The organism is Soehngenia saccharolytica DSM 12858 (assembly GCF_059568515.1).
In genome coordinates this window covers 1-12,921 of record NZ_JCANTN010000011.1, presented here as the reverse complement: position 1 = coordinate 12,921, position 12,921 = coordinate 1, and the positions used below count along the sequence as shown (strand labels likewise).

Annotated in this window: 11 protein-coding genes and 2 rRNA genes; all 13 read right to left on the bottom strand. The window is 34.6% G+C overall.

The window, feature by feature from the left end:
• Nucleotides 1-25: 25 nt before the first annotated feature.
• On the bottom strand, nucleotides 26-967 hold the full coding sequence (locus tag BO51_RS04510; RefSeq protein WP_496484386.1) for a 3-hydroxyacyl-CoA dehydrogenase family protein: 942 nt from the start codon (nucleotides 965-967) through the stop codon (nucleotides 26-28).
• Between the two features lie 52 nt (nucleotides 968-1,019).
• Nucleotides 1,020-1,679 carry a CoA transferase subunit B gene (locus tag BO51_RS04505; RefSeq protein ID WP_496484384.1) on the bottom strand — a complete coding sequence of 220 codons (660 nt, stop codon included), beginning with the start codon at nucleotides 1,677-1,679 and terminating at the stop codon, nucleotides 1,020-1,022.
• On the bottom strand, nucleotides 1,679-2,335 hold the full coding sequence (atoD, locus tag BO51_RS04500; protein ID WP_496484382.1) for an acetate CoA-transferase subunit alpha: 657 nt from the start codon (nucleotides 2,333-2,335) through the stop codon (nucleotides 1,679-1,681). The genes BO51_RS04505 and atoD overlap by 1 nt, the downstream gene beginning before the upstream one ends.
• An 18-nt stretch (nucleotides 2,336-2,353) precedes the next feature.
• The gene (locus BO51_RS04495) at nucleotides 2,354-3,532 is read right to left on the bottom strand and encodes an acetyl-CoA C-acetyltransferase (protein ID WP_496484380.1); all 1,179 of its coding nucleotides are present in this window, start codon (nucleotides 3,530-3,532) and stop codon (nucleotides 2,354-2,356) included.
• 93 nt (nucleotides 3,533-3,625) lie between these two features.
• Nucleotides 3,626-4,915, bottom strand: a complete 1,290-nt coding sequence (locus BO51_RS04490) for a GntP family permease (protein WP_496484378.1) — start codon at nucleotides 4,913-4,915, stop codon at nucleotides 3,626-3,628.
• Between the two features lie 25 nt (nucleotides 4,916-4,940).
• Entirely contained in the window at nucleotides 4,941-5,702 is a 762-nt protein-coding gene (locus tag BO51_RS04485) for a 3-hydroxybutyrate dehydrogenase (RefSeq protein ID WP_496484376.1), read from the bottom strand.
• Nucleotides 5,703-6,029: 327 nt separating this feature from the next.
• Complete coding sequence (locus tag BO51_RS04480; protein WP_496484374.1) at nucleotides 6,030-7,727, bottom strand: sigma-54 interaction domain-containing protein; 1,698 nt, start codon at nucleotides 7,725-7,727, stop codon at nucleotides 6,030-6,032.
• 70 nt (nucleotides 7,728-7,797) lie between these two features.
• A complete protein-coding gene (locus tag BO51_RS04475) occupies nucleotides 7,798-8,301 on the bottom strand; it encodes a DUF4825 domain-containing protein (protein ID WP_496484372.1) in 504 nt (167 codons plus the stop codon).
• Between the two features lie 19 nt (nucleotides 8,302-8,320).
• A complete protein-coding gene (locus tag BO51_RS04470; protein WP_496484370.1) occupies nucleotides 8,321-8,983 on the bottom strand; it encodes a hypothetical protein in 663 nt (220 codons plus the stop codon).
• 302 nt (nucleotides 8,984-9,285) lie between these two features.
• The gene (locus BO51_RS04465; RefSeq protein WP_496484368.1) at nucleotides 9,286-10,587 is read right to left on the bottom strand and encodes an acetamidase/formamidase family protein; all 1,302 of its coding nucleotides are present in this window, start codon (nucleotides 10,585-10,587) and stop codon (nucleotides 9,286-9,288) included.
• Between the two features lie 432 nt (nucleotides 10,588-11,019).
• Nucleotides 11,020-12,408 carry an aminopeptidase gene (locus tag BO51_RS04460; RefSeq protein ID WP_496484366.1) on the bottom strand — a complete coding sequence of 463 codons (1,389 nt, stop codon included), beginning with the start codon at nucleotides 12,406-12,408 and terminating at the stop codon, nucleotides 11,020-11,022.
• 175 nt (nucleotides 12,409-12,583) lie between these two features.
• Nucleotides 12,584-12,700 (bottom strand): 5S ribosomal RNA (rrf, locus tag BO51_RS04455).
• A 41-nt stretch (nucleotides 12,701-12,741) separates the two neighbouring features.
• A 23S ribosomal RNA gene (locus BO51_RS04450) occupies nucleotides 12,742-12,921 on the bottom strand; the annotation flags it as partial.

Genomic DNA, 12,921 nt, shown 5'->3' with positions numbered 1-12,921 from the left:
AATAAAAGGAAGAATGATCTTCCTTTTATTTATTAGATATGTGTTTGATCATTTCAAATAAAAGCTTATCTCTTCTTTTTATTGCCTCTTCGTCTCTTCCATTTGAATAGTCATAAAATCCTTTTTTTGTCTTAACCCCGAGATAGTTATTTTCTATTAACTCTTCTAAAATTTTAGGAACTTCTTTTTCATCCCCCAAGTCTTTGAAAAGATAACTTGAGATGTTGTAAAAAGTATCTAATCCCCCTAAATCTGCTGTCTCTAATGGTCCTATTATAGGGTATCTAAAGCCTGGCCCATATTTCATAGCTTTATCAACATCTTCGACGCTCGCAATCCCCTGTTCCACAATGTGCATAGCTTCCCTAAAAGCGGCAAACTGAAGTCTATTGCCTATGAACCCAGGGACATCTCTATTTACTACTACAGCCTGTTTTCCTATAGTTTCAAGAAGGCTTTTTAAATCATTGACCATCTCATCGCTGGTCTCTTCTCCTCTAATTAACTCTACTAATGGGATTATGTGTGCGGGATTCCAAAAATGCATTCCGATAAATCTTGATTTGTCATTAAGTTTAGATGATATTTGATTGATGCTAAGACCTGATGTGTTTGTAGCAAAATAGGCATCTTTTTTAGCGATTTCTTCTAATTCTTTCCAAAAATCTTGTTTTATTTCGAGTTTTTCAACAATGCATTCAATTATCAAGTCACAATTTTTAAATTCATTCTTGTCGGTAGAAAATTTTATTTTCGAAAAAATATTGTCTACTTCATTTTCATTCATCAAGCCTTCTTCAATTAGGCTTTTGTTGAATATGTCTATCAAATTTCTAGATTTTGTTAAATATTCTTCTTTAATGTCATTTACAATTACATTTTTACCGTATCTAGCGAATATTTGAGCGATTCCTGAGCCCATAGTGCCAGCACCAGCTATACCTATTAAGTTTATATCTTTTAGCATCTTAACTATCTCTCCTTTCTTTAAATAAAAGGCTGCTTTACGCAGCCTTTTATTATATTTCCATTTTCTTTAAATCTTCAGCGATAATTAGTTCAGCTTCAGTACTATTTTGTACATCTTCAATGGTGAATTCTGGGTTTATTTCTTTTAACACAATGCCTTTGTCAGTAACTTCCATTACTCCCATTTCAGTGATGATCATATCCACTTGGTGTGCAGCAGTTAAAGGAAGTGTGCATTCTTTCAAAATCTTTGGCGCGCCTTTTGCAGTGTGTTCCATAGCTATGATTACTTTTTTAGCTCCTGTAACCAAGTCCATAGCTCCACCCATTCCTGGAACCATCTTGCCTGGAATCATCCAGTTGGCAAGGTTTCCCTTTTCATCAACTTGCAATGCCCCAAGTACAGTAATATCGACATGTCCACCTCTTATTATTGTAAAAGATGTGGCCGAGTCAAAGAATGCTCCGCCTGGAAGTATAGTCACAGGTTGTCCACCAGCGTTTACAATTCTCATGTCTTCTTTTCCTGGCTCTGGTGCTGGCCCTAATCCAATAAATCCATTTTCCGATTGAAGAAATATGTTCATGCCTTCAGGTATATAGTTTGCTACCATTGTTGGAAGTCCTATACCTAAATTTACAACGTCTCCGTCTTTTAATTCTTTTGCAACCCTCTTAGCAATAAATGCTTTTATTTCATTCTTGTCCATTAATTTGCACCTCCATCAACGATGTAGTCGACAAATATACCTGGTGTTACAACATCGTTTGGATCTAAATCTCCAACTTCAACTATCTCACTAGCTTCAACTATCACTGTTTCTGCAGCAGTTGCCATTAGAGTATTGAAGTTTCTTGTTGCTCCAAAATATACTATATTCCCAAATTTATCTACCTTTTGCCCTGCAATCAAAGCCACATCGGCTTTAAGTGGTTTTTCAAGTAAATACTCAACACCATCAACTGTTATTTTTTGTTTTCCTTCTTCAATTACAGTGCCAACGCCTGTTGGAGTCAATATCCCGCCAAGTCCTGCTCCACCGGCTCTTACTTGCTCAGCCAATGTGCCTTGTGGAACTAAAACAACTTCCATCTCTCCAGCATTCATTTGTCTACCTGTTTCAGGATTTGTGCCAACATGTGATGCGATGAGTTTTTTAATTTGGTGATTTACAACTAATTTGCCTACTCCATAGTCGGGAAAACTTGAGTCGTTGCAAATCAAAGTTAAATCCTTAACATTTTTTTCAACAAGTTTATCTATTATCTTATGTGGGTTTCCACATCCGAGAAAACCGCCTACCATTATCGTCATACCATCTTTAATCATGTCAACGGCTTCATCAATGCTGATTAACTTATTCATCTAATTCCCACCTTTCAATTATCTTCTAACTATCATTGAGATGCCTTGTCCGCCACCTATGCAAAGAGTTGCCAAACCATATTTGCTATCTCTTTTTTGCATTTCATGTAACAATGTAACAAGGATTCTTGCTCCTGAAGCTCCTATTGGATGGCCTAAAGCAATAGCTCCTCCATTGACATTTGTAATATCCATGTTCAAATTCAAGTCTTTAGCAACTGCAATTGCTTGAGCTGCAAACGCTTCGTTTGCTTCAACTAGTTCTATATCATCTATCTTAAGATTTGCTTTTTCTAATGCTTTTTTACTTGCAGGAATTGGACCAGTACCCATTATAGATGGGTCAACGCCAGCTGATGCGTAGCTTACTATCTCCGCAATAGGAGTTAATCCTAATTCATCAGCTTTTTCTTTGCTCATTACTACTAATGCAGCAGCGCCATCATTAATGCCTGATGCATTTCCTGCTGTAACTGTTCCATCTTTCTTGAATGCTGGTTTTAATTTTGCCAATGCTTCAATTGTGGTGCCAAATCTAGGAAACTCATCAGTATCTACTACTTTGGGATCTCCTTTTCTTTGTGGTATTACGATTGGAACAATTTCATCTTTAAATCTTCCGCTCTTTATAGCTTGTTCTGCTCTTAATTGGCTAGTAAGTGCAAATTGGTCTTGATCTTCTCTAGTTATGTTATATTGTGCAGCAACATTTTCTGCTGTGATCCCCATATGATAGTGATTGAAAATATCTGTCAATCCATCTTCTACCATGTAGTCAACAACTTCTCCATTTCCCATTCTTTGTCCCCATCTATGGTTTTTCAATAGATATGGAGCTTGAGACATGTTTTCAGTTCCGCCAACTACAACTATGTCAGCATCTCCCGCTTTAATAGCTTGAGCTGCTAATGCGACTGTTTTTAAACCTGATCCACATACTTTATTTACTGAAAAACTAGTGACATATTCAGGTATTCCAGCTCCCATAGAAACTTGTCTAGCTACATTTTGTCCAAGACCAGCTTGTAGTACATTTCCGAAAATTACTTCGTCAACCATCTCTGGGTTTACGTTTGCTCTCTTTAGAGCTTCTTTTACTGCTGCTACTCCTAAATCTACGGCGCTTACATCTTTAAAAGCTCCACCGTATGCTCCTATTGGAGTTCTAACAGCACTCACGATTACTGCTTGTTTCATAAAATTTCTCCTCCCTTAATACCATAATTCTAAAATATTTATCCCATCCCCATTTTCTAGTATATCATAGCCTATAAATAAATTGTATATAATTTAATATATTCCAAAGCTAGCTAGTATTATTGCAGGGATTGATGACAATACTGGCAATATCAAAGATGTCACGCAAATATCTATATATGATTCTTTATGAGTCATGCCAGTTACCGCTAAGAGCGTCAATACTGCACCATTATGTGGTAGAGTATCAAGTCCCCCTGATGCCAATGATGCCACTCTATGAAATGCTTCTGGGCTTATACCTCTTTCTAAAGCAATTTGGTAATATTTTTCTCCCAATGCCGCTAAAGCTATTCCCATACCACCTGATGCAGAACCAGTTGCCCCAGCTAATACATTTACTGCTACTGCTTCTGAAATAAGAGGTGACCCTTTTATATTCAGTACAGCATCAGTAAGAGTTTGGAAACCTGGCACTGCTTTAACTACTGATCCAAATCCTACAGCGGCAGATGTGTTTATAATTGCAATTATTGAACCACTAGCTCCATTATTTATGCTCTTCGTAAATCCTTTATATTGTTTGTAGTTTAAAATCATAGTTAAAACTATTCCTGAAAGAAGAGCAACAATTATATCCCATTTGAGAACATTAAGTGTCACTATTACACTTACTAGTGGCAATATGGATAAAAATGGATTTGGCAATTCTTCATCTGATAAGACCATTTCTTCATTTTTCACTTTTGGCTCAGTAAACACTTCACCATTTGCTCTGAGTTTCTTTTCTCTCCATGAAAGATACAAGTATCCAAGAATAAACATGAACAATGCAGCTACAATCCCCATTATAGGTGCAGCTGTTGGAGTAGTATGGAAATACTCCATAGGTATTAGATTTTGAATTTGTGGTGTCCCCGGCACAGCTGTCATAGTAAATGTAAACGAGCCTAGAGCAATACAACCAGGAATCAATTTTCTAGAAATATTTGCTTCTCTAAAAAGTGCCAAAGCCAATGGGTACATAGCAAATACTACTACAAATAAACTTATTCCGCCATATGTCAATACCGCACAGCCTAAAATAACTCCTAGGATAGCTCTTTTAGCGCCTATTATCTTTGTAAGCCAATGCGCTATTGATCTGGCAGCTCCTGTATAATCCATCAAATGTCCAAATACAGCCCCTAACATAAATGCTGGAAACCAAGACTTAGTAAATCCTACAAACCCCGTCATATAAACGTTTGTGTATGAGTCTAATAAAGGAATTCCCCCAAAGATCGCCACTACCAAAGCTGTAAGAGGTGCTACCCAAATAATTGAATAACCCTTATAAGCTAAAAACATAAGAAGAACAAGACCTATAAATATACCTAGCATACATTTACCTCCTCAATTTGTATTTTTAATTCGCAGTCCAGCCACCATCAATTGTAAGCATTGATCCAGTAATATGATCTCCTGCACTTGAGCATAAGAACATAGCAACATCGGCAACTGTCTCTGGTTCAATTAATTTTTTAACAGCACATTTTGAAAGCATAATATTTCCTATTACTTCATCAGTACTTATGCCATGTGTTATTGCTTGGTCGGCTATTTGGTTGTCTACTAAAGGTGTTCTCACATAAGATGGGCAAATAGAATTTACCGTTATTCCGAAAGGGCCGCCTTCCAATGCAGCAGTTTTAGTAAGTCCTCCTAATCCATGTTTTGCAGATACATAAGCAGATTTGAATTCAGATGCAACTAGTCCATGAATAGAATTTAGATTTATAATTCTACCCCAACCTTTCTTTTTCATATAAGGCCATGAGTATTTAGTTAACAAAAATGGAGCAGTAAGCATTAAATTCATCATAAAATCCCATTTGTCTTCAGGAAATGATTCAATAGGTGAAACCGTCTGGATGCCTGCTACATTTACTAATATATCCACCCCATCAAAACTCTCAACGGTAAAATCTACTAATTTTTTACAATCTTCTCTTTTGCTCAAATCAGTTTTAATGTATTTTGCATTAATTTTTAATGCTTCTTCTTTTAATTTTTCTTCATTAATATCCGCCATTACTACATTTGCTCCGTCTTCAGCAAATTTCTTAGCTATGGCAAGTCCTATACCACTGGCTGCTCCTGTTACAATACAAACTTTGTTTTCTATCATATCTTCATCCTCCTCTTTTTTCATATATAACTTGCAATATTTATGCCAACGTTTTCATTAATTTTTGAGAAAAGTCATCGTTTTTTCGGAAAAAAGAAAAGACTACTAAAAGTTGTTAACAAAGTATTTTAGTAGCCTAAAGTAAAACTCTGATTTTTATTTAATTTCTTTAATTCAGAATATGAGAAAATAGAAAAAGTGTCATGTTTAGTTTACAATATATCGGTTTATTATGCTAAAATGTTAACTATAGTTAACAATTATAGGGTCATTTTAACGGCATTGTAAATAATACTTTAATTCATAGACTGTGATAAATATATAACATCATTCTAACTCATATTTTTCTATTTTTTCATATAGAGCAGTTCTACTTATTTTTAAAATCTCAGCAGCTTTTGTCTTGTTCCCATTAGATGCAATCAATGCGTTTGATACTATCTCTTTTTCGTATTCTTCCATCTCTTCTTTTAAACTTTTTAGTTCTCTTTCTTCTCTTAATCCAGATATTTTGCTAGGTAAATGCTTAATTCTTATGATCGTCTCACCATCGAGGTAGTTGATAGCTCTTTCTAAAACATTTTCAAGCTCTCTTACATTCCCGGGCCAATCGTATTTTTTCAATAAATCCAATGCTCCCTTGCTTATTCCGTCGACTTTGATTTTCTCTTCTTTTGATATTTCCTCAATTAGTTTATTTGAAAGCACCGCTATGTCTTCTTTTCTTTTCCTCAATGGAGGTATTACCATGCTTACCACATTTAATCTATAATATAGATCTAATCTAAACTCTCCATTTTTAATCATTTCCTCAAGGTCTTTATTAGTTGCAGAGATGATCCTGACATCGATTTTTTCAGGAGTATTTGACCCTATTTTTTCTATTTCCTTTTCTTGCAGCACCCTTAATAGCTTTACTTGCATGTTCATAGGCAAATCGGCAATCTCATCTAAAAATATGCTGCCTCCGTCTGCAGCTTTAAATTTCCCTATCTTTCCACCTTTTTTAGCACCAGTAAATGCACCCTCTTCATATCCAAATAATTCAGACTCGAGAAGTTCGTTAGGTATTGAACCGCAATTAACTTTAATAAATGGACCATCTTTTCTCTTGCTCAAGGAATGGATCGCATTGGCAAACAACTCCTTCCCCGTCCCGGTCTCTCCTAAGATTAAAACTTTCGAGTTTGTGTTGGCTATTCTCTTGGTAAGCTCTTTTAGCTCTTTGATCTCCCTCGATTCGCCGATTATACTGTCTAATTCGTATTTCGCAGAATTTATCTTTTTAAACTCATTTTTGTACATGTTCAATTCTTTTTCAATCTTATATACTTTTGTGTAAAGCTGTTCCAATTCATCTAAATCTCTAAACAACACTTTACCAACTGCACCGACAATTCTGCCATTGACGTAAACCGGAATACGAGTTGCAATCATTTTTCTGCCATTTATTTCCTGAACCTGTGCTACCTCTTCGACACCCAATTTAGCAACTTCATGCATCCTAGTATTTTCAATAACTTCTGTGACATGCTTGCCTATTGAGTCGTCTCTATCCACATTTAAAAACTCTGCATAGGCATTGCTAAGCATCTCAATGTACCCTTCTTTATTGACATATACAATACAATCGTTTGTAGCCTCCATTATGGTTTTTAAAAGAGAAGAAGCTTCCATTTCAGTATTTATAGTGCCTATTACACTCTTGCACAAATCCAGTTCATTAAAATTTACTAACACATACACTTCTTTTTTGATTTCAACTCTTGATATATGGAACATGTATTCCAAATCAAGATATTTTATTTTCTTTCTAATAGCAGTTTCATTTGTGTAATCAATTATCTTTATCTCTGAAATTATCTCTTTCAGCAACAAATCGTATTCAAACTCATTAGTATCTTTCTTAAGCAGTCTTTTAGCCCTTTTATTAGTATATACAACCTTAAACATCTTATCTAGAATAATAATTCCAGATTCAAAAGCATTTGCTACTTCGTATGAAGATATATCTTTCTCTGGCATAAGAAACCCTCACTTTTTATTTTATAAATTAAGTATATCAAAAAAATAAAATATCACCAAAAGGTGATATTTATTCTACATTTTCAATGTATTTTTCTATCAATATATTAAAATTGTCATAATTACTTCCAATTTCTGTAGTTGTCATATCAAAATCTTTTTTAGTAATTTCATCAATTTCTTCCTTATATATAGTTCCTATACTTATGTCTTTATCGTTTATAGTATACGCATAAGTGATATAGCTTAAATTGTCAATTAGAGAAAACAATATCGCACTATCCTTGTCAAAATCTTTTATACTTGCATCCTTAGCTGTACTATCAAAATATATTTTGAGTCCATAAGGTTCTTCTCCAGATATGATTTCAATAGTGTTTACAGCGTAATCATTGGGAAATGGCAACTTGTTTACAATATTTCCAACTTTAGAGTTGTCTCCTACAAAACTAGTCTTGTAGCTGTATAAATTCTCTGCTAAACTTTTTTCTTCAGAATTACAAGCTGACAATAGGCTTGTAATTAATATGAAAGCCATCACAAATGCAGCTTTCTTTCTTCCTAATTTAAACACGGTATTCACTCCTATAAAACTATTTACTGCCCTTATAGTCTTTATACCCCATTGTGACTATCCATACATACATTAAAGTCTTTGGTATCATCAACATTCCTATCAAAGGATAAACATCTCCCCAGAGTACTACAGGTATATAAAAAATAAAAGACAAAAAAATTGCTAGATACATATTTTTGAAGCTCTTATCTTTATGCTCTTTTGCATACTTATATGCCAAGGCGATCATAATAATACCCATTATCACAAATGGTATATTCCTATAAATTCCCCAACTTAATGGCTGTATTTCACTTGTCCACTTGTTTTGAGGCAATGCCGTCAAAATAACTCTTATTATCCCTAATATCCAAATACACAAATCTAGCGTTTTGCTTTTTATATTATATCTATTTTTAAATATATAATAAAGTATGATGTAAAAAATTGTCATAGTTACCGAGGTTACAGCTTTGCCAATGCCCAATGAATTTCTATAAACTTCAAATCCGTTTGCAGTATTTAAAGCAAGTATTCTAGGCACAAGGTGAAAAGCATCTCCAAATCCCAGTATAACAGCCATAATCCCAAACAATCTTGAATTAGTATTTTTGTTGTTCTTAGCGATCAAATAAAATCCCATAGATATGACAAAAACTAAATAAATTATATCAAAAAGCGACTCCATCAAAGCTCTCATTAAATCACTCCTTTCCGTATTTCACGTTTTGTAAACTTAAATGAAAATTGAGGACTCCAAGCTCTCTATGGTACAATGTTCTTGCATAAAAACAAATACCTCCCAGAAAGGATGAAGTCCTCATATAAAAAATTGTATCAATAAAATGTCCAAAGTGCAACAATATTCATTCGTTTTATAGTTATGGCAAAGATTAATATTGTCATCAGAAATATCTCTGCCGTAGCTGCAATCATCAATTTGCACCTGATAGTCCAGTTTCTAAATAGATGTAAAGTTACCCTCGTTGCCCTGTTTAATGATTAATCTAATAAATTATATTGTTCTTTAACTAAGTCATATAATCCTGCAGCTTTTAATTTCTCTACAGGAGCTAAAAATGTGACTGTAACAGTCCCTGGAGCTCTACCGATTTCAATCGAACCATTTATGGTTGCTCTATTCATAACTTCTGGCACAGATATTTTTAATACTTGAGCTGCTCTTTCTAGACCATTGTCGATAGCCTCATTTAAATTAGCTCCTGTACCTACAAAACATATTGGCGCTGTATTTTCTAGCTTATCTACTCCCCACTTTTTGCTCAACTCCATTGCGAGTTTCTTTTCATTTTCATCAATTGGCTTTGCTAAATAAGGTAGATCATCTGAAAGAGGAATAATGATAGGTCCATCAATTTGAAGGTTTTTAAAGACTTTCACTTTTAAAGTCACTACTGCTGCAACATCAGCTGTATGACCTGCTATCTCCCCATTTCCTTGCATTGCATGTGCATCTCCAACATAAACTCCACCACCTTTTACTTTAACAGGTGCTATAACTACAGCTCCAGCTCTGGTTTTATTTATGTCCATATGACCGTCTGTTTTATGTTTTATTAATTCTTCTTTATCTATAGCATATTCATGAGTAGAGTTTATTAAGAACGAACCAAAATCACCTGCATTATGAGAGTCAGGTAAAGCTCTTGAAGGTGTTGTACCGATTTGCCCTAAAAAGGGTTTTATCCTCGATATACTGCCATTTATGTCATGTGGAGCAAAGTTAACAATTGGGTTTTGAATTGAATGATCTGGAATTGCCATTAAATTTTTAGCGTCTTTTGCAGCATTGTTTGCGGCTGTTTCATTTAATGTTAAAGCTATTGTTTTATTATCATTAAAGGCCATAGTATAACCATTATTAAATTTAAATGGTGATATGTCAGCCCCACAATTCTTACATCTTACAGATCCTTCTCCTATTCCAATTAGTTCTGTTTCAGGGTTTAGTATTCCACATTTAGGACACTTTGCATCAATAAATGGATCGCTGTTGAAATTTTCACTTATAGTTTTATCATTGCCAGATGCTATTACGGATGATGTGATTACGATAGATTGTATATATATAGCTATTGCATCCCCAATTTCTGCTCCCTCAACAAAAACAGGTCTAGTTACCTCATGTCCTCCCTTTAATTTTGGAGTAATCATAGGTCCCCAACATCCTGGTGCAGTATTAGCAATTATTGTCCCGCCATCTTTTACTGGACCAAGCATTTCTTCATTAGGATCCAGTATTCCATTAGTTAGTTTATCAACATATACTGTTTGCTTTGCCAATTTTACCACCCTTTCATATTTACTATTGTAAATATACCCCATATCTGCATTATTATACTAAAATCCTTTCTATTTAAAATGGGAAGGATTTTAGTATACTGTTTCTTTAACTAATTATTTAAAAAATCAATTGCTGACTGTACGAATATAGCTATTGCCCTGTCAAAATATTGTTCATCTATTGCAAATTTACTATTATGGTGTGGATAACATACTCCATCTATAGGTAATGGATTTGATAAAAATATAAAAGTTCCTGGCACTATACTATATTTCTGTTATTTGGTCAAATTAGTGTGTTTATTTAGCTATATATAAATATTACACATTTTTTAGCTGCCAAATATATAATCATAAGGGAAATGGCCTCTAAAATAAAAAACTAAAAAACCAGCTTAAGAATAATCTTAAACTGGTTTCTATTAATTATCATTAATTGTTGTAAAATGCCCTATAGGCTATATATGTCATATATAGGTCAACTTTACTTAATAGTTCAATTGGTGCATGCATGCTTAGCATTGGTGTTCCACAGTCTACTACTTCTGCTCCTCTATTTGCTAGGATATAAGCTATTGTTCCTCCGCCTCCTTGGTCAACTTTCCCAAGTTCACCAACTTGCCAAATTACATTTTCTTTTTCAAATGCTTTTCTTACTTCTGCTAAGAATTCAGCATTTGCATCATTTGAGCCACCTTTTCCTCTTGAGCCAGTATATTTTGATAGTGCAACTCCTCCGCCTATCATAGCTGCATTTCTCTTGTCCAATACTTCTGGGAAGTTTGGATCAAATCCTGCTGTTACATCTCCTGAAAGTACTTTTGAGCTTGCCATCGCTCTCATATGAGCAACTAGACTTGCGCTATTTTGAAGATTCATAAGCTCTGCTACTTGTGATTCAAAGAATAGAGATTGCATACCTGTATTTCCCATGCTTCCTACTTCTTCTTTATCTACAAATACAGCTACTGTTGTCATTGTAGGATTTTCAACGTCAAATATAGCTCTGAGCGCTGAGTATGTGCATACTCTATCATCATGGCCATGTGATGCTATAAGGCTTCTATCTAGGCCTACATCTCTTGCTTTTCCACTTGGCACGATTTCTATTTCTGACACATGAAAGTCTTCTTCTACAATGCCGTATTTCTCGTTTAGTAATCTCATAGCATTGTATTTTATTGCTTCTTTTTCTTCACCTTTAAATGGAATGCTTCCGATGATGACGTTTAAGTCTTCTCCTGCTATTCCCTCTTCTAGTTTCTTTTGCATTTGGTCTTTTGCTAAGTGAGGCAATAGGTCAGTTATATATAGTACTGGATCATTTTCGTCTTCTCCAATTACCATGTTAACCTTTTCCCCAGCTTTATTAAAAGCTACACCATGCAATGCCAATGGAAGTGTAACCCATTGATATTTTTTAACTCCACCGTAGTAATGAGTTTTAAACATAGCTAAATTTCCATCTTCATATAGAGGATTTGGTTTTAAATCCAATCTAGGTGAATCCATGTGGCTTCCTACTATCTTCATTCCTTGTTCTATTTTTTCTTTTCCGATTACAAATAATGCTACACCTTTACCCTTGTTGTCAGCATATATTTTATCTCCAGGTTTTACATTTCCTGATTCTAATACTTCCTTGATTGGCTTGTAGCCTTTTTCTTTTGCTCTTCTAATTATTTCATCTGTACATTCTCTTTCAGTCTTTGAATTGTTCAAAAAATTCTTATAGTCTTCTGCAAATTCAAAGACCTCTTTAGTTTGTGATTCGTCTAATTCTTTCCATGCATTTTTTTCTTGCCTTAATATTTTTTCCAAACTTTACACCTCCGCTAAAATTCGATAATTATATGTTAAAATTTGATTTATTTCATATGTATTATATCTTATATGTTTCAAAAATGATATATGTTTTTATTAATTACAGAATATTAAAAATTTAATTGTTTATAAAACAATACCCCATTGTCATATGACAATGGGGTATATATCAGTCTGGCAGCTACCTACTCTCCCAGGACGTTGCCATCCAAGTACCATCGGCGTTAAGAGGCTTAACTTCTGTGTTCGGTATGGGTACAGGTGTTTCCCTCTTGCTATCGCCACCAGACGAAAACTACATATATATCTTCTTAAAGCAAACTTTTTACTTAGGTCAAGTCTTCGGCATATTAGTACCACTTAGCTTAGATCATTGCTGACCTTACACTCTTGGCCTATCTACCAGATTGTCTTTCTGGTGCCTTATTCTTACGATGGGAAATCTCATCTTGAGGGGGGCTTCGTGCTTAGATGCCTTCAGCTCTTATCCCTTCCAAACTTAGCTACTCA

Coding starts and splice junctions, on each gene's coding strand:
- atoD (WP_496484382.1), bottom strand. CDS start 2,335: ATGAATAAGTTAATCAGCATTGATGAAGCCGTTGACATGATTAAAGAT.
- BO51_RS04490 (WP_496484378.1), bottom strand. CDS start 4,915: ATGCTAGGTATATTTATAGGTCTTGTTCTTCTTATGTTTTTAGCTTAT.
- BO51_RS04470 (WP_496484370.1), bottom strand. CDS start 8,983: ATGAGAGCTTTGATGGAGTCGCTTTTTGATATAATTTATTTAGTTTTT.
- BO51_RS04485 (WP_496484376.1), bottom strand. CDS start 5,702: ATGATAGAAAACAAAGTTTGTATTGTAACAGGAGCAGCCAGTGGTATA.
- BO51_RS04510 (WP_496484386.1), bottom strand. CDS start 967: ATGCTAAAAGATATAAACTTAATAGGTATAGCTGGTGCTGGCACTATG.
- BO51_RS04505 (WP_496484384.1), bottom strand. CDS start 1,679: ATGGACAAGAATGAAATAAAAGCATTTATTGCTAAGAGGGTTGCAAAA.
- BO51_RS04480 (WP_496484374.1), bottom strand. CDS start 7,727: ATGCCAGAGAAAGATATATCTTCATACGAAGTAGCAAATGCTTTTGAA.
- BO51_RS04495 (WP_496484380.1), bottom strand. CDS start 3,532: ATGAAACAAGCAGTAATCGTGAGTGCTGTTAGAACTCCAATAGGAGCA.